The organism is Pleomorphomonas sp. JP5, assembly GCF_023721815.1.
Taxonomy (GTDB): Bacteria; Pseudomonadota; Alphaproteobacteria; order Rhizobiales; family Pleomorphomonadaceae; genus Pleomorphomonas.
This window is the reverse complement of the sequence record NZ_JAMDLI010000008.1, coordinates 814,765-833,211: the sequence shown is the minus strand read 5'-3', so window position 1 is coordinate 833,211 and position 18,447 is coordinate 814,765. Positions and strand designations below refer to the sequence as shown.

17 protein-coding genes are annotated in these 18,447 nt (G+C 64.1%); 11 read left to right on the top strand and 6 right to left on the bottom strand.

The window, feature by feature from the left end:
• Positions 1-74: 74 nt before the first annotated feature.
• Both M4J40_RS15095 and M4J40_RS15090 read right to left on the bottom strand, forming a co-directional pair.
• Positions 75-1,304: a prohibitin family protein gene (locus tag M4J40_RS15095; RefSeq protein WP_251755084.1), complete on the bottom strand. Its 1,230-nt coding sequence runs from the start codon at positions 1,302-1,304 to the stop codon at positions 75-77.
• Between the two features lie 56 nt (positions 1,305-1,360).
• Positions 1,361-1,534 (bottom strand): hypothetical protein, encoded by a 174-nt coding sequence (locus M4J40_RS15090; protein WP_251727458.1) that lies wholly within the window; start codon positions 1,532-1,534, stop codon positions 1,361-1,363.
• A 152-nt stretch (positions 1,535-1,686) separates the two neighbouring features.
• Here M4J40_RS15090 and M4J40_RS15085 point away from each other — a divergent pair, with 152 nt between their 5' ends.
• Genes M4J40_RS15085 through M4J40_RS15060 form a run of 6 tightly spaced genes read left to right on the top strand, consistent with a single transcriptional unit; the run spans position 1,687 to position 7,452 of the window.
• Complete coding sequence (locus M4J40_RS15085; RefSeq protein WP_251755082.1) at positions 1,687-2,433, top strand: hypothetical protein; 747 nt, start codon at positions 1,687-1,689, stop codon at positions 2,431-2,433.
• The gene (locus M4J40_RS15080; protein WP_251755081.1) at positions 2,434-4,386 is read left to right on the top strand and encodes an MFS transporter; all 1,953 of its coding nucleotides are present in this window, start codon (positions 2,434-2,436) and stop codon (positions 4,384-4,386) included.
• Entirely contained in the window at positions 4,383-5,417 is a 1,035-nt protein-coding gene (locus M4J40_RS15075; RefSeq protein WP_251755079.1) for an ABC transporter substrate-binding protein, read from the top strand. Before M4J40_RS15080 ends, M4J40_RS15075 begins: the two co-directional genes overlap by 4 nt.
• Positions 5,414-6,136, top strand: coding sequence for a GNAT family N-acetyltransferase (locus M4J40_RS15070; RefSeq protein ID WP_251755077.1), 723 nt, complete (start codon positions 5,414-5,416; stop codon positions 6,134-6,136). Before M4J40_RS15075 ends, M4J40_RS15070 begins: the two co-directional genes overlap by 4 nt.
• A gap of 37 nt (positions 6,137-6,173) precedes the next feature.
• On the top strand, positions 6,174-6,836 hold the full coding sequence (locus M4J40_RS15065) for a ParA family protein (RefSeq protein ID WP_251755075.1): 663 nt from the start codon (positions 6,174-6,176) through the stop codon (positions 6,834-6,836).
• A complete protein-coding gene (locus M4J40_RS15060; RefSeq protein WP_251755073.1) occupies positions 6,826-7,452 on the top strand; it encodes a DUF697 domain-containing protein in 627 nt (208 codons plus the stop codon). Before M4J40_RS15065 ends, M4J40_RS15060 begins: the two co-directional genes overlap by 11 nt.
• On the opposite strand, the gene M4J40_RS15055 is transcribed toward M4J40_RS15060, so the two are convergent.
• On the bottom strand, positions 7,419-8,462 hold the full coding sequence (locus tag M4J40_RS15055; protein ID WP_251755071.1) for a TAXI family TRAP transporter solute-binding subunit: 1,044 nt from the start codon (positions 8,460-8,462) through the stop codon (positions 7,419-7,421). The two genes, M4J40_RS15060 and M4J40_RS15055, sit on opposite strands and share 34 nt — an antisense overlap.
• 82 nt (positions 8,463-8,544) lie before the next feature.
• On the opposite strand from M4J40_RS15055, the gene M4J40_RS15050 reads away from it, so the two are divergent.
• The gene (locus tag M4J40_RS15050; protein WP_251755070.1) at positions 8,545-9,669 is read left to right on the top strand and encodes a pyridoxal-phosphate dependent enzyme; all 1,125 of its coding nucleotides are present in this window, start codon (positions 8,545-8,547) and stop codon (positions 9,667-9,669) included.
• On the opposite strand, the gene M4J40_RS15045 is transcribed toward M4J40_RS15050, so the two are convergent.
• Complete coding sequence (locus tag M4J40_RS15045) at positions 9,647-11,272, bottom strand: cyclic peptide export ABC transporter (RefSeq protein ID WP_251755069.1); 1,626 nt, start codon at positions 11,270-11,272, stop codon at positions 9,647-9,649. The two genes, M4J40_RS15050 and M4J40_RS15045, sit on opposite strands and share 23 nt — an antisense overlap.
• 1 nt (position 11,273) lies before the next feature.
• Positions 11,274-12,905 carry a cyclic peptide export ABC transporter gene (locus tag M4J40_RS15040; protein ID WP_251755067.1) on the bottom strand — a complete coding sequence of 544 codons (1,632 nt, stop codon included), beginning with the start codon at positions 12,903-12,905 and terminating at the stop codon, positions 11,274-11,276.
• A 170-nt stretch (positions 12,906-13,075) separates the two neighbouring features.
• Here M4J40_RS15040 and ectB point away from each other — a divergent pair, with 170 nt between their 5' ends.
• The 3 genes from ectB to M4J40_RS15025 are packed head-to-tail and all read left to right on the top strand — an operon-like array spanning position 13,076 to position 15,890.
• Positions 13,076-14,314, top strand: a complete 1,239-nt coding sequence (gene ectB, locus M4J40_RS15035; protein ID WP_251755065.1) for a diaminobutyrate--2-oxoglutarate transaminase — start codon at positions 13,076-13,078, stop codon at positions 14,312-14,314.
• Positions 14,311-15,120: a thioesterase II family protein gene (locus tag M4J40_RS15030; RefSeq protein ID WP_251755063.1), complete on the top strand. Its 810-nt coding sequence runs from the start codon at positions 14,311-14,313 to the stop codon at positions 15,118-15,120. Before ectB ends, M4J40_RS15030 begins: the two co-directional genes overlap by 4 nt.
• The gene (locus M4J40_RS15025) at positions 15,120-15,890 is read left to right on the top strand and encodes a 4'-phosphopantetheinyl transferase superfamily protein (protein WP_251755062.1); all 771 of its coding nucleotides are present in this window, start codon (positions 15,120-15,122) and stop codon (positions 15,888-15,890) included. The genes M4J40_RS15030 and M4J40_RS15025 overlap by 1 nt, the downstream gene beginning before the upstream one ends.
• A 21-nt stretch (positions 15,891-15,911) precedes the next feature.
• On the opposite strand, the gene M4J40_RS15020 is transcribed toward M4J40_RS15025, so the two are convergent.
• A complete protein-coding gene (locus tag M4J40_RS15020) occupies positions 15,912-16,415 on the bottom strand; it encodes a YcjF family protein (protein WP_251755060.1) in 504 nt (167 codons plus the stop codon).
• Between the two features lie 841 nt (positions 16,416-17,256).
• On the opposite strand from M4J40_RS15020, the gene M4J40_RS15015 reads away from it, so the two are divergent.
• Positions 17,257-18,291, top strand: coding sequence for a LacI family DNA-binding transcriptional regulator (locus tag M4J40_RS15015; protein ID WP_251755059.1), 1,035 nt, complete (start codon positions 17,257-17,259; stop codon positions 18,289-18,291).
• Positions 18,292-18,447: the final 156 nt, after the last annotated feature.

Here is an 18,447-nt window from a genome sequence, read left to right as displayed (position 1 = left end):
GCTTGCTGCGGAACATCTCGCGATCGGAAGCCGCGAACGGTCTGTCTGGCGGTACGGAACGCCCGAGTGGGCCGTCAGGGAGACGCGGGAGTCTTCTGGTCGGGGGGCGGCGTATCGGCGGGCTTTGGCTCACCGGCGGCCTGTTGGACGCTGCTTTCAATGCTCGACGACACGGTGTCCCTGCGCCCGCGGGGATCGGCCTGTACCCCGGTTGGTGAAGACGCCGGCAGGTTCAAGGGAACGGCGGCGTTGGTGGGGGGGACATCGTCCAGCTTCGCGTTGGGCGGCGCCGGCTGAAGGGCCTCCGTGCCGGCAGGCGTCTCTCCTGATTCCGCCGGCTGTTCGGTTCGTGTGGTCGGCTCGTCGCCGGTGTTCAGGATGAGCGGCAAGCCGTCCTTGCCGCCGACGACAATGATCTTGCTGTTCGGAGATGCGGCCAAGGTCATCGTTGCCTCGATACCGCGCAGGCGCAGATACTCCGGCGTGATGGTGCGGGCCACCGTGTCCTGGAACTCGCGAATGCCGTCGGCCTCGATCTTCTTGCGCTCGGCTTCCTTCTTTTCGCGGGCGAGGCGGAAGTCGTATTCCAGCATGGCTTGATATTGTTCGGCCTTGCGCTCGATGGCGTCCTGTACGCGCTCTGGAAGGTTGACGCTGCGAATCAGGACGTCCTCGACGTCAACGAGGCGGCCGCGGAAGCTTTGGTTGCCAAGCGAGGCTCCGAGCTGGGTCACCATCCGTTCCAGCAACTGAGCCTGGATGAAGGCGCGGGTTTCCGAATAAAGCTGCTCGGGCGTGTAGCGGGAGATGAGTTCGCGGGCGTGCGAACCGATTTCCGGATAAACGAGCACTTCGTCGTAGCTCGGGCCTATTTGTTGATGCAGGAGGCCAACCGTGTCGCGGTTGATTCTGTAGCGGATGGCGATCTCCACCTGCATGCTGAGGCCGTTGGAGGAAATCGTGTCGTAGACGCGGGCGCGGTTCTGAAGGCGCGCGTCATAGAGGTAGACCTCGTCCCAGGGAAAGATGACGTGCAGGCCCTCGTCGAGGTAGGACGTCGTGACCGTGCCGCCAAAAAAGCGAAGCCACAGCACGCCGACATTGCCGGCGGGCACGTTGACGAAGATCTGCGGCGCCAGGACCAGAAGAAATAGGATGAAGCTGAGGACAAGGGCATAGACGCTGATCGAATGCCGGTGAAGCCGTTCGTAAAGCCGGCTCCAGAAGCGCCTTGCGCGCCCCACCTTGCCGCGCCCGGTTGAGCCGACAGCCGCCTCGCCCTGCGTCAAGGTCGTGTCAGCCATCGTTTTTCGCCCGCTTGCCCGCTGTCATCGTCTGCCTCGCATCGCCCCGCCGATCGTCATCCGTGCTCGGCATTGCGACGCGGGCGGCTGATCGCAAGGATAAGGAAGTCGATGAGTGGGGTAACGACGATCGACAGCAGGAAGTGACCGACGAAGCCAAAGACCGTGTGACGCCCCATGAAACCGGTGACGGCGCATCCCATAAGGTACAAGATACCGATGATGATCATCACGGAGCCCCGCCAGGCGACGGGCAAGGAAATTCCCGTCGTTTTATCGCTGGTTACGATACGAATGCCGGACGGAGCCGTCAATTCGATTTCTATTGACGGGGCAGGGGACGCGGAAGACCATGACTCGTGGTCAATACGCGGGTGTCGTGATGAAACAACGCGAGTCGGTCGTCCTCGCCGTAAGGACGGGAGCGGCGATGGTGGTGGTTGCGTTGTCCGTCATCGCGCTGACCTCGACGCTCAGTCTGTTCCGCTTCGAAGAGACCTACAGAGCGCTGGTCGACCAGCGCATGGAGCTGACTGCAGGCGAAGTGGCGCGTGTCCTGTCGGTCGGGTTGGACCTCGGCCTTCCCGTGGATGCGCAGGAGAACATTCCCGATCTGCTTCGTCAGCGTCTTGCAGCCCATCCGGACCTCGCCGCCATCACGGTACGGGATTGTGGCGGACAGGTCCTTTTCCAGGCCGGTGACGCGACGAAGACGGGAACCGCGGCAGGTTCGCCCTGGATGCGGCGACATGACGAGCAGTTCGACATCGGCATGCGGGTGACTGATGCCACGGGCGGTTGCGCCGCCGAACTGGTGGTGTCCCGGGCGGCCGCTCCCTTTCGGCAGGCGATGGCGTCGCTGACCCAGCGCTACTTGATGCTTGGGGCTTGGGTCGCCGGTCTGGCGAGCCTGACGATGATCGTCGCAGCGCTGGTCTTCTCCCGCCCCCCGCCTTCCCTGCGGGCACTCGATGCCGATCTCGAAGCCCTCGGGCGCGACGACGCGTCGGATGAGCCCGTCGGGGTCGCAAACGTTGTTCCCGGCAATGCGTGGGAAGCTGACCTGATCGAGGCCTACCGCGCGGCCCGTCCCGCGCTTGTCGCCGCTCGGCGAGCTGGGAGCGACTGAATGCCGAGGCGCTTTTTCGATCCCATGTTTCAGGGACTGGCCATTGCGACGCTCGCCCTCGCCGCCGCGCTGGCCTGTGTTTCCTGGTTGACCATGGCCAGTAGCACGCAGCTTCTGCTTCCAGAACTGGCCAGAACGGCGTTGGCCGAAGCTGACCAGGGCAGGGCGAAGATCGACGCGGCGGTCGAGCTTGGCATTCCCGTCGATCGCATGGTCGGTGTCGATTGGCTGTTCGACTCGCTGAAAGAAAGGGATCCGGACATTGCCTTTCTCGCGGTGACCGATGGAAAGAAGGTACTGTTCAGCGAGGGGATGACCGGTGATGCGCTGGAACGTCTCCTCGACGGACCAGCCGAGCCTTCGTCTGATGGACTTGCGCCGTCGCAATCGCTGAGAGGCGGGCATCTCGTGACTGAGCTGCCGCTGCGCACCGGGTCCATTTACCTCGGCCACAACAGCGACGCGCTGTTCAAACCTCTTTTCGACAATCTTGTGGACGCCGGCGTGATCGTTCTGGTGTCCTGTCTTCTGGCCTTCGAGGTGATGCTTCTCGTGGTGGTTCTCAACGTGGTGGAGCCGGCGCGGGCCGTTGCTCGTGCGTTGCGGCTTGTGGCCAGCGGAGAGGCGGCGACCCTCGCCATTCCCCGCGCAAGCGGATGGATACGATCCCTGGCGAGCCGGCTTGCAGGTCTTCTGGGGGCGCCATCGACCGGCTCCGACGCGTCGCCCCGCTCGGCCCCTCTGGTGTCTATCCGTCTCCTCGCCTTCCTGTTCGTCTTCGCCGAAGAACTTGGCCGCTCGTTCATGCCGATCTACGCCGGCGAGATCGCGGCGTCGACGTCGGGTCTTGACGCCAACTTCGCGACCGGTGTCGTCGTCGGCCTTCACATGAGCGTCGTCGCGCTGGCCATGCCCTTCGCCACGTTGCTCTATACCCGTCTTGGCAAGGCTCGCCTCTACGCGGCGGGCGCGGTGATCGCGACGATCGGTCTGGGCGGCACGGGGCTCGCCGGCAGCTACTGGGAACTGCTCGCCTGGCGCGCGGTGTCGGCGATCGGGTACGGCACGACCTACATCGCTTGCCAGGGCTTCGTGATCGAGAAGACCAACTCGACCAACCGGGCCAGCGGTTCGGCGATGATGGTCGGCGGCATCACGCTGGCCGACATCTGCGGTCCAGCCTTTGGCGGCGTGCTGGCCGAGCGCTTCGGTCAGAACGAGACCTTCGTCTTCGCCGCACTGGTTGCCGCCCTGTCGGCGGTCGTCGCGGCTTGGTTGATGGCTGGGTCTCGACGGTCGCCCGACGAGCGGCCACGCAGCGTCACGCTTGGCGACTTTGCCGTCGCCCTCGCCAATCGTCGCCTCGCAGTGCAGATGATCTTCGCTGCCATACCGGCCAAGCTGCTGCTCACCGGCTTCCTCTACTATCTTCTGCCGGTGACGCTCATCGGTAACGGCTGGCGTGAGGCGGATGTCGGTCGCATACTGATGGTCTATGGCGTGGTGGTGCTGCTCGGTGGGCCGTGGCTCGGCCGCCTCACCGATCGCCGCCAAAACCACGCAGCGGTGGTGACCCTGGGACTCTTTTTGTCAGCGTTGCCGCTTCTCGCGGCGCCGATCGTGCCGCAGGCGCTCACCCTTCCCGCCGCCATCTTGATGGTGGCGGCCCTCGGCTCGGGGCAAGCCATGTCGATCAGCGCCCAGACCTCCATGGTGGTGGACATGGCATCGGAAGCCGACGTTCGACAGGGGCACGCCCCGGAACTGACCGTCATGCGCTTCGTCGAGCGCTTCGGCGGAGGTCTCGGCCCGATGATCGCCGCCCCGCTCAGTGCCTCTTTGGGCAGTGTTGGCGCGATCGCCGTTTTGGGCCTTTATGCCTGCCTGAGCGCGCTGGCCTATGCGGGACTGACGGCACGATGGCGTGTCATGCCGAAGGAGATCGTACCATGAGACGGCGCGATCTTCTCGTTGGCCTGTGCACTGGCGCTGCCGGCCTGCTGATTGGCCGACCGGTTTCGGCAGCGACCCCCGCGGCCACCCCGGCGACCGGCGGGCGGCGCTTCCGGATCGCAATGGTGCTCTGGAGGGGGGAGACCGATGCCGAGGCAGGCTTCCGCAGGGAGCTCTCGGCCCTCGGGATCGAGGCCGACATCGATGTGCACGACATTGCCCGCAATCTCGACCAACTGCCCGCCGTGATCGCTGATCTCCGCCGTTCGAAACCGGACCTTGTCTACGCCTGGGGCACAGGCGTGACCCTTGGCCTTGTCGGTCGATGGGACGCCGTCGATCCGGCGGTTCATCTCACGGACGTGCCCGTTCTTTTCACCATGGTGTCGTCGCCGCGCGGGGCGGGCATCCAGCCTCCCGAAGGCCAACCGCCACGGCCAAATGTCACGGGCGTATCGCACATTGCGCCGCTGCCCGCTCAGATCAACGCCATCAAGGCCTTTCTGCCGATGCGGCGGCTCGGCGTCGTCTACAATCCGGCCGAAACCAACTCACTCGCCAATCTTTCCGAGCTCAGGGCATTGGCGCCCACCGCCGGCTTCCAGCTTCTCGAAGCCCCCGTGCCGACCGACGCCGACGGTCAACCTGATGCGACGGCCATTCCCGACCTCGTTGCCGATCTCGGGCGTCGCGGCGCCGACATTCTCTACATCGGGCCGGACAACTTCGTCGGCGCCAACCGCGATGCGTTGACGGGCGCCGGCATTGAGGCGGGTATTCCCGCCTTTACCGCTACCGAGCTCGAAATTCGCGAAAGCCAGGCGATGATTGGCCTTGTCAGCCGCTACGCGACGGTCGGCCAGTTCGCCGCCGACAAGGCCAGGCAGGTTCTGGTGGACGGCAAGTCCCCGTCTTCGATTCCCATCGAGACGTTGCAGCGGTTTTCCTATCTTGTCCGACTGCCGGTAGCCTTGCGACTCGGCCGCTATCCATCGCTGCAGCTCATCGATTACGCGGAGATGATCCGATGACCGAGACGGTCCTGGCCGGCTATCTCCACCGCTGCGACGGCCGGCCCTCGGTGGCCGTTCCCTATGTCGGCCGTTGGCTCGAGCCCCAGGAGGTTGGCGGCGTCATCGCCCTCCATCACGCCGTACGGGAGGCGGTGGCGCCGGATCTGCTCTGCCGCGAGACCGATGCCTTCTTTCACGAGCATTGCAGTGCCTGCGGCCGCATCTTGGGCCTGTTCGCGGATGGCGAGATGATCGCCTACGGCGTGCTCGGCTTGCCCGCGGCCGACCAGGAAAGCTTCGCCGATCAGTTCGGTCTGACGGTACAGCAAAGAGCCGAAGTCGCCACGATTGATGGCGCCGGCGTCTTGCCGCGCTGGCGCGGCAATGGATTGCAGCGTCGGCTGGTGGCCGCGCGCATCGAGGCAGCCCGATTGGCCTTCCGACGGATCGCCGTCTCGACGGTGGCGCCGGGTAATCTGCCCAGCCTCCGCAATCTTCTCGCCGAGGGATTGACCATTCGTGCGCTGCGTCCTGCCTTTGGAGGGCTCCGTTTTCTGGTGCGCCGCGATCTCGACCGGTCACCGAAGCCGGCCAGGGAAGGCCGCTGGATCGCCTTGGCGGATACCGCCGACGCCGCCCAGGCGTTGATATCGGGCTACCAAGGGTGGAGCCTGTCGGAGGCGGCGGACGGGCCGCGAATCTGGTACGCCTGCGAAAGGGATGCGCCGGGAAACTGACATCTGTCTGTTGGTTCGCGCGGGGCGAGGGGAAGTCATGGCCGGGGGGGCAATCATCGCGGTGGCGACGCTGAAAGGCGGCAGCGGCAAGAGCACGCTGGCCAGTTGCCTTGCGGCTCACTGGCGCCTTGCGGGCGGCCAGCCGGCGTTGATCGATGCCGATCCGCAGCGTTCGCTGGTTCGTCTGGCTCGGCGTGAACAGGCGCTCGCCGGTGTGCCCGTGATCGAGAACTCTCGCGGCACCGTCGTGGCGACGGCGCGGGAAGAGGCTTTGAGGCATAGTCCGGTGATCGTCGATACCGCGGGCTTCCGCACGGCGGCCACTCTGGCCGCCATGACAGTCGCCGATCTTGTGGTCGTGCCGGTAAAGCCGTCGCCGCTGGACGTCGACGTGATGCTGGACACGGCCGACGCGCTGTTTTCCGGTCAGGAGGGGCGGCGCTTGAAGTTCCGCTGCGTTCTGACACAGACCACCCGTGACAGCGTCATCGCGCGCCACATAAGGTCGGAACTCGTCGGGGCCGGCTTTCCGCTGTTCGAATCCGAGCTCGTCAACCGGATTGCCTATGGTGAAGCGGCACTGTTTGGCGCTACGCCATCGATGACCGAGCCGCGAGGCGCTGCGGCGCGGGAGATTGCCGCGTTGGCTGAGGAAGTCGAACAGGCGTTGAGCGAGGCGAGGGCGCCCCATGAGTCGTAAGCTTCCCAAGGCGACGGCCGAGACCCTTGAGGACATCCGTCGTCGGCCGCGGACCACCCGGGCCGTGCCCGTCAAGCCACTGCCCGCCCAAGACGACCAGGCTCCGCCAGAAGCGCCGAGCCCTCCGCCATCTGACGTATCCGACACCAAGCCCCCCCTGACGGTCGCTTCCGTCGGTGACGCTGCGGCCTTGAGGCGCGCAAGGGCAGGCGAAATCGTGGAGCGCCATGCGGCCTATGCGGCCGTCGGCGGCCTGTTGCCATTGCCCTTCGTCGATACACTAGGTGTCATGGCGGTGGTCGCGCTGATGATCGAGGCGCTTGCCAAGCTCCACGGTCAGGATATCGGCAAGGATCGTGTGAGAGCGCTGGTCGCCAGTCTCGCCGGTGGGCTCGGGCAGGCTGGCGCCGGGGTAGTAACCACCGCCGCGTTCGCCAAGCTGGTGCCTGGGGCCAACATTCTGGGCATCATGACGTCCTCGGTCGCCGCGGCAGCCATGACGCGGACCATCGGGCGCGCGTTCGTGCTGCATTTCGAGACCGGCGGCACGGCGCTTACCTTTGACGCTTCGGCGATCAGGGCCTACTTCGTCAGCCAGCCGACCTCGCGCCAGTAGCGGGCTGCACCCTCGTGAAAGGGCAGGAAGTTGCCCTTTTCGAACATCGCGCGGGGCTCGACGCCGGCAAGCGCGGGGTGACGCGACCGGAACAGATCTATATTTTCCACGACGCTGCGCGTCAGCCAGTAGACGAGATCCGGGTCAACGCGGCTGTCGCCGACGAGGGTGGCCTTGAAGCCGTAGGAGGGGATCGGCTTGTCCTGGTTGGGATAGGTGCCGGTCGGGATTTCCCCGTTGAAGAAATCCGGGTGTTCGGCCACTAGCCGGTCCGTGGCGGGCGAGCGCATGCCGACGATTTTTGCATTGCAGATCGAGATGGACGTGGCGATCGCCGATGCGGGATGGCCGATCCACAGGCCGAACGCGTCGATGTCGCCATCGCACAGGCCGCGCTGGTTGAGATCCTGCGCGGCGTCGTAGATGGTTGCCAGATCGGAGAGCCCAACCCCCTCGGCCGACAGCAGCTGTTTCCAGAGGCGGCGCGAGGAGGATCCTTCCGGACCGAGGTTGACACGCTTGCCCCTGAGGTCGCCGACGCTGTCGATCTGCTGTCCGGCAGCCGTAACCATGAGGCCGAGCTCGTCGTGGAGTGACATGACCGAGCGGGCCGTCGGTAGGTCGAGACGCTTTTCTGCGATGTCGTTGCTGGTGTTCGACTGCACGATGATGAACTGGGCGCGCCCGTCGGCCATCAGGCTGACATTGCTCAGATCGCCTTGCGAACGCAGCGAAACGCACCGGATATGATGCTTGGAGAAGGATGCCTCGACAGCGGCGCAAATGGCGCTGGCGACTTGGTAGTAAGTGCCCTTGGTGCTGCCCCCGTAAATGGCGATGAAGCGTTCGGTCTGCGGCAGAGCCGAACTGAAGCCGGGGTCGTCCGGGACCGTCTGCACGGTCGGGATGGCGTCGGGGTTGAACTCGGTCGAATCCTCCGCAAGTGCGACGGCGGGGCCGGTCAGGACGCAGATGGCGGCGATCACCGCGATGACATGTATGGACTTCAAGGGATTTTTCCTCGCCAGGCGCAATAGTTTAACCGACTGAGGGCCATAGTGATAGGCTCCGAAAGCTTGACGAGAGGGAAGAATGATCCTGACCTGTTCCGAGACTGGCATCGCCGATCTTGCCGTCAACGATGCGTTTCGCGCCCATCTCGCCTTCCCTGCTCCGTTATCCGACCGCATGGATGAAACCTTTGCCGCCATCCGCGCAGAGCCGGATTACCGTGCGACGCCGCTTCTCGCTCTTCCGGGCCTGGCCGACCGGCTTGGCCTTGGAGCCGTCGTCTGCAAGGACGAGTCGCGTCGCTTCGGAGCTGGCGGCGTCAAGGCTCTCGGCGCGCCGCACGGTCTCCGGGTTCTCCTCCGCCAGCGCGGGGGGGGCGGCCCCTTCGTGGCGGTCGCTGCCACCGATGGCAATCATGGACTGGCGCTCGCCTGGGCGGCCCGGCGGCAGGGCGGCCTCGCGCGGATCTACGTCGGACGCGACGTAGACGAGGTCCGGCTCGGACGGATCAGGGCCGAGGGAGCTCAAGTGGTCGTGGTGGACGGTACCTATGACGAGGCGGTCCTGGCCGCCGAGGCAGCGGCCCTCCGCAATGGCGCATTGCTCGTCACCGATACCGACTATGACGGCGACAGCGCGGTCTGCGCAGCGATTATGGCCGGCTATGGCGTGCTTGCCGAGGAGGCCTGGCAGCAAGGCCTCTCCGAGGCGCCGCCAAGCCATGTCTTCGTGCAGTGCGGAGTCGGCGGCGTGGCCGGTGGTGTGGCTGCGTCGCTATGGCGTCGCATGTCTCCGATGGTGCCTCGGATGGTCACGGTGGAGCCCGCGTCGTCGGCCTGCGTTCTGGCCAGCCTTCGGGCCGGCGCGCCCACGCCGGTTGGCGGCGATCTCAGAACTCGCATGGCGGGCCTTGCCTGTGGCCGCATGTCGGTCCCGTCGTGGCAAATCTTGTCGCATACGGCTTTCGCAGGGCTGGCGCTTGACGAAAGTATCGCCGAAACGGTCCAGACGGCCTTGGTTGCTGGGGCATGGGGCGATGCGCCGCTTGCCACCTGGGATACCGGCGTCGCCGGTCTGGCTGGACTCGTCGCCGCGGCGTCGGACGACACCTGTCGTCGGATGCTCAAGCTCGATCGGTCGAGCAGGATACTGGCGATCAATACGGAAGGACCGCCCCCGGAACTCAGCCTGTCGACGCGCGGCTGAGGTGTCCTTCATCCATTTGGATGACGCGGTCCGCCACGTGGAAGTAGCGGTCGTCGTGGGTAACACAGAGGACGATGCGGTCGGGTCGCTTCAGCCCCGGCAGAATCTCTTCGTAAAACTTGCGACGGAACGATGGATCCTGATCGGCCGCCCATTCGTCGAGCATCAGGACCGGTTTGTCTTCCAGCTCGGCGACCAGCAGCGCCAGACGTTTGCGTTGTCCGCTGGAGAGATCGATGGTCGAAAAGGAACGGTCGTGCACCGCCACCTTGTCGGCGATTTCCAGTTGGCCGAGCAACGACGCAAGCCGCTCGGGGGGAGGGTCTGCCACACCATAGAGACGACGGAACAGATGGTAGTCGGACAGGACCGCCGAGATCCCGTCGCGGTAGGCTTGCCGCTGGTCGGGTTGGAGGGGCGCGCCGTTGACGAGCAGGGCGCCGCGATCAGGCGCCAGCAGGCCGGACAGAAGGCGTAACAGCGTGGTTTTGCCGGCTCCGTTGCCGCCGGTGATGAAGGTGATCTCTCCGGCCCGTACCTGGAGGTCGACCGGCCCTAGGGCAAAACCGGGCGCTCCATCGGTCGTCCGGTAGGTGAAGGTGGCGTCCGAGAGGGCTATCTCCCTCGTCGGCTCGTCGAGGGAGCGGCTTTCTTCGGCGGCTCCGGCCGAGGCTGCGCTCGACAGGGCCTCCTCCACGGCCAGGATCCGCCCGAGCGAGGCGTCGGTCTCGGCTACCGCCGGGATGGCCTGGGCGATGGTGGAGATCGGCCCGATCATGAACAGGGCGACTGTCGTCACCTGCAGTACCACGTCGGAGAAGCCATCGTCGAACATCGGCACGGCAAAGGTCATCAGCCCGACGAGGGCGTAGAACAGTGACTGGATGATCACGAAGTCGATGGCCCAGCGGCGCTTCGTACTGCTGCGTGCGGCACGCACTCGATCGGAATGGGCGACGATCTCGTCGGAAAGTGCGTCCGATAGACGCTGGTTGACACGCACTTCCTTGTAGCCGTCGACGAAATGCTCGAATGCCTGAAACAGTCGCTGTTCTTCGGCGATGGTCTCCCCCATTGCAGCGGCCATGGTGCCGCTGCGTCGGACGTGGACGAGTACGGCAAGCGAGCCGAACACGGTGGCGGCCAGAAAGGCGGCCAGCGAGAGATAGGCAAGGAAGGCGGCCACCATCACCAACGTCACCACCTGCTGGGCGGCCAGCGTCAGGATGGGCACGGTGCGTGACAGGGTCTGCGTTTCTTGCGCCATGGCGGTGAACAGTACCGCCCGGCCAGTAGAGGCGACCGTCATGTAGTCGGCATACTGGATGCGGTCGAAAAGCCGGGCCCTCAGCCTGCGGATGATCCTTTCCGCCTCCCTGGCCGAGGCCGACATGACGGCATTCTGCGAGACGGCGTTCAGCAGCACGGCCACCGCCAGCATGGCGAGCATGCGAAGGCCGGGATCGCTGTGGTCGGCAATGACGGCGCTGAAGCTGACGAGCCCGAGGACGCCGACGGTCGAGGCGGCGCCGATCGCCGTCTGGGACGCAAGGGCTCTCGGATTGATCCGGGCTTCGCTACGAAGAAGGGCAAAGAGGCGCATGTCAGGCCGCCTCCGGGGCGGTGACTTCGGTGAGGCGCCCTTCCTCGAGATGAAGCCGCCGATCGGCGGCGTCGAAATAGGCGTCGTCGTGGGTCACCGCGATGATCGTCTTGCCCCGTGCTCGGAGCTCCGGCAGGATCTCGCGGTAGAACTTGCGCCGGAAGTGAGGCGATTGATCTGCCGCCCACTCGTCCAGCACCAGGAATGGTCGATCGTCCAGGAGGGCGGCGATGAGGGCGAGACGCTTGCGCTGGCCGGTCGACAGGGCGATGCGCTCGAACCGGTCGCCGACGATGCGGGTGATCTGGTCCATTTCCATCAGGGCGAGCAGGCGCGCGCCTTCCCGCTCGTCGAAAGGCGCCGCGCCATAGAGGCGGGGAAAGACATGACAATCTGCGAAGACCGGCGCCACCAGCGCGCGCAGCCGCTCGGCTCCGACGCCCAGACCGTCGATGGTCGTGATGCCGCCCTGGGGATGGTAAAGGCCGGTGATGAGGCGGATCAGCGTCGACTTGCCGGAGCCGTTGCCGCCGGTCACGAAGACGATCTCGCCGCGCCGGATGGTCAGGTCGACCGGCCCGAGGCAGAAGGGGGTTTCGCCCTCGGGGGCAGGATAGGCATAGGAGACCGTCCTGAGGCCGATGGTTTGGAAATCGCTCGTTTCGTCGCCCGTCGTCATGGGCGCGTCGGCTATGGCGGCCAGTGTTTCCTGAAGCGCCAGTATGCGAAGAGCCGCCTGCTCCGAGGCGCCGAGCAATGGAACGGTTTGTATCAGCGCGCCGATGGCGCTGGTCATGAACAGAACCGATGTGGTGACCTGGACCACCTGACCGCGAAAGCCTGGCGAGTATATGGGGATGACGAACACCACCACCGCCAGCATGAAATAGATCGCCACCTGCCCCAGAACAAACTGCTGCATGGCGCGAATCTGAACGTCGGCGCGGAGCTCGGTGGCGTCGGCGGCCACCGCATCGAAGGCTTCAGCCAGATCGCGGCGGCGGGCACTCGAGAGTCGAATTTCCTGAAACCCATCAAGCAGGTCGCCGAGGCTCTCCATGAGCCGCTTGTCGGTGTCCATCATCTTGACGAAGCCGATGGCAAGTCGTTGCCCGGCCCGGTGGTAGACGAAGCCGCCGATCGCCGTTGCGATGCCGACCAGCAGGAAGGCAGAGAGGGATATCCAGGCAATGTATCCCAGCACCGTCACGACCATGACGGAGGAGCGAAGGCTCAGCGCCAGGAACTGCGAGTTCTGTGAAATCGTCTGCGTTGCCTGGGTTATGCCCTCCCTGAGGTCCGACCGGCCGATGGCCTCGACCTTCTCGAAGTCGGCTCGGGCGAGGCCGGCCAGCAGATGCGAACGCAACTGATGGATAGCGTCCTCAAGCGCCGAGCAGACCCGCGAGGTGACGAAGATTTCGCTGCTGGCGTATACGGCGATTCCAGCCGCGAATAGCGCGGCCAGTAGCCAATCTACGCGCGCCTGACCCGAGTCCGAGAGTTCGCGGGCGGCGACGTTGACGATCATCAATACCAGGACGCCGGAAACGCCCGACAGCAGGGCCGCGCCGACAATGCGCGCGCGCGGAAACGAGGGCTGCGAGGCCAGGAGCCGAATGAGGTGGTTCATGAACGCCGGTGTATCCGCGACAAAAGCCCGATGGCACTATAGCGACACGGCGCGCCATGTCCACGCCCGACAACGCGGTCTTCCCTCTAAGCAATTGCTCCTTAAGGGTCTCGGTGTATAGTCGCTGGCGAAAACAAGCCGATGGCCGACGTGATCGGCCGGAGGGTCCGATGCAGGCCTTTGCTGACCACGAGTCCGGTGTTCGCTACTACTGCCGGAAGTTCCCGGACGTCTTCGTGAGTGCGGAAGGATGTCGCCTCTCGGGGAGAAGCGGCAAGCAGTATATCGACTTTTTCTCGGGAGCCGGCACGCTCAACTACGGCCATAACGACGCCGGCATGAAGGCCCGACTGGTCGCCTATATCGAACGGAACGGCATCACCCATTCCCTCGATTTCGCCACCGAAGCCAAGGAGGCCTTCATCCTGGGGTTCCAGGATGTCATCCTGAAGCCGCGTGGCCTTGCCTATCGCATGCTGTTTCCAGCGCCCACCGGAACCAACGCGGTTGAGGTAGCACTGAAAGCCGCACGCAAGGCAACGGGCCGATCGAGAATCGTCAGCTTCGTCCACGCCTTCCATGGCATGACCACCGGTTCAATGGCCGTGTCTCGCGGACCATTTCATCAATCCGCGATTCCTGCGGGTGACACCGTGTTCCTGCCCTACGACGGAACCCTGGGCTGCGACGGTCTCGGTTGGCTTGAATCGTTGTTGGCCGATGCTTTGGACAGCGCGCAGCTTCCCGCTGCCTGCATTGTCGAGACCATCCAGGCCGAGGGCGGGGTGGTCACCGCTTCTCTTTCCTGGCTGAGGCGCCTATCCGATATCTGCCGCCGCCACGGCATGCTGCTGATCGTCGATGACATTCAGGCCGGTTGCGGGAGGACGGGGTCTTTTTTCAGCTTCGAGCCGGCAGGCATCGAGCCGGACATGGTTTGCCTTTCCAAGTCGCTGTCTGGCATGGGGTTGCCCCTGTCGCTGGTCCTTGTCCGGGAGGGCCACGACTGCCTGTCGCCCGGTGAGCACACCGGAACGTTCCGAGGCAACAATCTCGCTTTCGTCACGGCCACCGAGGCGCTGCGTTTCTGGCGAGACGACGAGCTCGAACGCGAGGTTGCCCGCAAGGCTCGCTGGCTCCACGAACGCCTGGCCGGCATCGTCGAGGAGCATTCGGCGATTGCCGACCCGAGCGTGCGCGGTCGCGGGCTGTTGCAGGGGATCGCCATGGTTTCGGGCGATATCGCCGGCCGCGCGTCGGCGATCGCCTTCGAGAAAGGCCTCGTCATCGAGACGGCCGGACCGCATGGCGAGGTACTGAAGTGTTTGCCACCGCTGGTCATCTCCGATGCGGAGCTTGATGCCGGCCTGAACATCCTCGCCGACGCTGTGGCCGCGGCCGCGTCATGACTGAGGGCTGGTTCGCCCATGCCACCGCGCGCGCCGACGCGCGGATGCGTGTCTTCCTGTTTCCCTACGCTGGCGGCGGTGGCAGTCTTTTCCGCCAATGGGGTCGTGCCTTCGACGCCGACATCGACGTGCTGCCGGTTCAGCTTCCAGGTCGGGAAGGAAGGCTTCGCGAGCCGCCGATTGCCTTGCTCGACCGGCTCGCCGATGAGGTTTGCGAAGCCCTCCTGCCACTTTGCGACCGTCCTTTCACTCTTTTCGGATGGTCTATGGGCGCGCGGATTGCCCACGCCGTAGCCCGCCGTTGCGAGGCTGCTGGCCGGTCGCCCCGCCTGTTGATCGCCGCCGCCAACTCGGCGCCACATTTGCCGTATGGCAGACCATGCATCCACAACCTTCCCGGCGAGGATTTCTGGCGCGGCCTTGCCGATCTCGGAGGAACGCCGGGCGAGGCGCTGAACAATCCCGGATTGCGCGAACTGGCCGGCCCGATGTTGCGAGCGGACTTTGCCTTGGTCGAAACGGCGCCATTGTCAGATCCGCCTTCGGTTTCCTGTCCTGTCGTCGCCATCGCTGCAAGCTCCGATGCCCTCGTCGATGAGAAGGATGTCGCGGCCTGGCAAACGGCGACAACCGGCCCCTTTTTGCTAATTCGATTGCCGGGGGGGCATTTCTGCCTGCGCGACGATCCATCGGCTGCACAGGCGGCGGCCCGGCAGGCGTTCGACTGGGTATCCCGACAGACGTCGGACACGATACCCAGGAAGCGTCTGACCCTGCGGGACATCGGCGATCTGATGGAGCTCTGATGGAGGCAGCGGTCACGGTCTGGCATATCCCGTTGAGCCAGAAGCCGACGGCGGACGATCATGCCCTGCTCGACGCCACCGAGCGACGGCGTGCCGAGCGATTCCTGCGTGAGGAAGATCGTCAACGCTACGTGCGGGCGCATGCGGCGATGCGGCGTATCCTGGCGCAAGCATCCGGTTGGCGGCCGGACGAGCTCGTCTTTGTCACCGGAGAGTATGGCAAGCCAGCCCTTGCCGGCGGGAGCCCGTGCTTCAACCTGTCGCACTCTGGCGACCATGCTGTGCTGGCGACCTCGTTCGAGGCAGAGATCGGCATAGACATAGAGGCGCGGGCGACCGATACCCTGAGGATCGCCAAGCTCGTGCTGGCGGAAGGTGAGATGGAGGCCTTTCTCGCTCAGCCCGCCGATGCCCGGGACGCGGCTTTCTTGCGGGCATGGACTCGCAAGGAGGCTTTGCTGAAAGCTTTGGGCTGCGGTCTTGTCCTGGATCCGCGCAGTGTCGAGGTGGGGCTCGGAAACGAGCCCAGCACACCGGAGCTCGCCGGGCAAAAATGGACGTTGCGTGATTTCGCGCTGGTGCCGGGCCTCCAGCCCTCGCCGTTCAGTTTTACTCGACCTGATCGAAACACGGCTTCTTCGCCGCACGAACCCGGCGTGCTTGACTGGCAGCTGGGTGCTTCGGGCTGGCCGCAGAGCATTCTGGTCGGCAGTCTGGCTGCCAACAAGAAAATCTCGCCGGTCGACATACGGTCCGGCGCGATCGGATAGCACGGCTCGACGAGGGAGGCCTCAGGCGGCGGCAGGTTCGGCCTTCTGGGCTTCCTCTGTCTCTTCCTTGGCCTTGGCGAGCTCGGCCTCATAGAACGCACGCATCTTGTCCGCATCGAAGTCGAGCAGCGTGCCGCCAGTCTTGAAATGCGCGTGAAACACCCGGCCGAGGGCCATGGTCGAAACGCCCGACAAGCTGGGCGCAAGCGCAAGACCGAGAACCGGACCGACGAGCGGGATGGCCTTGAACAGCGAGACAGTGCCGGAAGTGATCAGCGACGGCGCACCACCACCGACGAGGGCGGAAACCAGAGTCTTGATGCGATTGCCGGCCATCGGCACGCCATGCAGCTTGGCAAGTTCGCGCACCAGCCACACCTGAAGCCCCCCGATCGCAACAAGGTCGACGATCGGCACCGGCACTAGCCCGAGGCCAGCCGAACCCCACGCCGTGTTCTTGATCAGTCGCTGGGCCTTCGCGTCGATCTCCGCCGGGGAAAGGACGACTTTCTCGGAATCCGACATTGCAGTCTCCTCTGAAGGCGCCCTCTCTGATCCGCCATCAGATCGGCAGGTCGCATAGCGCCCCAATAGTGTCAAATCCTCGCGCATAAGTGTTTTAATGTCAATTGTTTGTGGGGAAAAAGACCAGAGGTCTGCCTCCGGCAGGACGGAGCACCACGCGAGACGTTCCTTGTAGTCCGCAACCGTTTCGCGTCGTGGTGCATTTCATGTATGGCGTTTGCTGGAGTACCCACCGATCAAGCTCCGGAATCCGGTCGAAAGCGGACGACTGCAAGTGAGCTCGGATCTTGTCACGCTCTCAAAGCCAAAACCGTCTCGTCCAAGTCGCGTCTTGAGCGTGAGGCCGCCTGGGCATGTCTTCTCTACAGTCGCTGAAATGAACGTGGGAGAAGATACCTGCCTTGTAAGCGCAATGCTCGCCAGTTGCCCCGTGTGATGAGGCGGAAAGTTATGAAGGCTCGGCTCCGCAAAAGATTCGACGGGAAGTTGACGGCGTCAAACTGGGCCGAACTCACGAAGGTGTCCCTCGGCATTGTCTTGCCGAGTATCGCCATTGTCGTTCGTCCAGGTCTGGCATGAACCGAGCGGCGGCGATCCCGCCATCTGTGGCTGCCAAGCACGGTCACGAGCATCGCGACGTCCTCGTCGGCAAAAGCATTAGCATAAAGGAGTAACGCATCGGTGCCGGAGGGGAATTGACAGTAAAGGAACAGAGGCAAATAATTCGCCCAATCGATACGTATCGACAACTGATGACGCGTCGCAGTAAACCAACAGGCGGCGCGAGTTTTTAGCGAAAGTTGTCGATACGTATCGATCGCTACCCGAAAGGGAGAACTCGATGGTGAAGTTCACAAGCAAGGACGTGGCGCGGGTTGCGGGCGTGGCCCAGAGCACCGTGTCCTACGTACTCACAGGCAAGCGATCGATTTCCGAAGATACGCGCCGTCGGGTTCAAGAGGCTATCGACCAACTCACATACCAACCCAATGCCGGGGCGCGCGCGTTGGCCAGTCAGCGCACCAGCGTGATTGGCCTGATGGTGCCCTTCAGCCCGGGGATTGATACGGCAGGTCAGCTTCCATTCATCGAGACCATTGCCAGTCTTGCGCGGGCTCATGATTACGATGTCCTTCTCGTGACTGCCGATGAAGGGGCCGACGGCTTGCGTCGACTTTCCGGGCGATCATTGACCGATGCCATCATTCTCATGGATGTCCAGGTCGAAGACGAACGCATACCATTGGCAGCTTCGCTTTCAGTTCCGGTGGTGCTTATCGGCATTCCCGCGGACTCTTCCGGTCTACAGTGCGTCGACGTCGATTTCGAGCTCGCAGCGAAGCTTTCCGTAGAAGAAATGGTGGCGGCGCAGCACGATCGTGTTCTTTTTGTTGGATATCCAGCTGAACTTGAACGCCGGCAGTTGAACTATATTCCACGCTTCAATGCTTCCGCTGTCGCGGCAGCGCGTCGTCACGGCTTGACCCTCGAGTTCATTTCTCCCGTTGAGCCGGGACGTACTGCGGCGCGTGAGGTTGTTGCTCGTTTGCTCCCGGATTTTGGCAAGGAACGGCTAGGTCTTGTCATCTCAAACAGCCAGACCATGCAGCCGATCCTCAATGCGCTGATCGCGCACGGCATTGTACCTGGGCGGGATGTTTCGGTCATTGCTCACTGCACAGACGAAGTGGCCCAGGAAGCTGAACCGCCAGTGACGAATGTATCGCTCGAACCGCGAGAAGTATCTCGGCGCGCCATCGAAACTGTCTTTCGTCTTCTCGACAGCAAACGGTCGCGCCCTAAAGAGATCGTTGATCTTGTGCCGTCTCGGCTGACGCGTCGTTCAACGGTAATGCCGCCTCCCAAGGGCGCCTGAACATAACCCTCCAATAGATCCGCTGATTGCCTTTGAGAAAGAGGGCACGAGGGTCTGGTCGCAGAACAACAACAACGAGCTCCGGGCAACGGCGCCAGACTTAGAGCAACTCCGGGAGGAGCGGGATTCCATGTCCCGTCCGGAGGCGCACGAAAG

Excerpts from the sequence above, each read along its gene's own strand:
- M4J40_RS15095 (WP_251755084.1), bottom strand. The coding sequence starts at position 1,304 with ATGGCTGACACGACCTTGACGCAGGGCGAGGCGGCTGTCGGCTCAACC.
- M4J40_RS15090 (WP_251727458.1), bottom strand. The coding sequence starts at position 1,534 with ATGATCATCATCGGTATCTTGTACCTTATGGGATGCGCCGTCACCGGT.
- M4J40_RS15085 (WP_251755082.1), top strand. The coding sequence starts at position 1,687 with ATGAAACAACGCGAGTCGGTCGTCCTCGCCGTAAGGACGGGAGCGGCG.
- M4J40_RS15080 (WP_251755081.1), top strand. The coding sequence starts at position 2,434 with ATGCCGAGGCGCTTTTTCGATCCCATGTTTCAGGGACTGGCCATTGCG.
- M4J40_RS15075 (WP_251755079.1), top strand. The coding sequence starts at position 4,383 with ATGAGACGGCGCGATCTTCTCGTTGGCCTGTGCACTGGCGCTGCCGGC.
- M4J40_RS15070 (WP_251755077.1), top strand. The coding sequence starts at position 5,414 with ATGACCGAGACGGTCCTGGCCGGCTATCTCCACCGCTGCGACGGCCGG.
- M4J40_RS15065 (WP_251755075.1), top strand. The coding sequence starts at position 6,174 with ATGGCCGGGGGGGCAATCATCGCGGTGGCGACGCTGAAAGGCGGCAGC.
- M4J40_RS15060 (WP_251755073.1), top strand. The coding sequence starts at position 6,826 with ATGAGTCGTAAGCTTCCCAAGGCGACGGCCGAGACCCTTGAGGACATC.
- M4J40_RS15050 (WP_251755070.1), top strand. The coding sequence starts at position 8,545 with ATGATCCTGACCTGTTCCGAGACTGGCATCGCCGATCTTGCCGTCAAC.
- M4J40_RS15045 (WP_251755069.1), bottom strand. The coding sequence starts at position 11,272 with ATGCGCCTCTTTGCCCTTCTTCGTAGCGAAGCCCGGATCAATCCGAGA.
- M4J40_RS15040 (WP_251755067.1), bottom strand. The coding sequence starts at position 12,905 with ATGAACCACCTCATTCGGCTCCTGGCCTCGCAGCCCTCGTTTCCGCGC.
- ectB (WP_251755065.1), top strand. The coding sequence starts at position 13,076 with ATGCAGGCCTTTGCTGACCACGAGTCCGGTGTTCGCTACTACTGCCGG.
- M4J40_RS15030 (WP_251755063.1), top strand. The coding sequence starts at position 14,311 with ATGACTGAGGGCTGGTTCGCCCATGCCACCGCGCGCGCCGACGCGCGG.
- M4J40_RS15025 (WP_251755062.1), top strand. The coding sequence starts at position 15,120 with ATGGAGGCAGCGGTCACGGTCTGGCATATCCCGTTGAGCCAGAAGCCG.
- M4J40_RS15020 (WP_251755060.1), bottom strand. The coding sequence starts at position 16,415 with ATGTCGGATTCCGAGAAAGTCGTCCTTTCCCCGGCGGAGATCGACGCG.
- M4J40_RS15015 (WP_251755059.1), top strand. The coding sequence starts at position 17,257 with ATGGTGAAGTTCACAAGCAAGGACGTGGCGCGGGTTGCGGGCGTGGCC.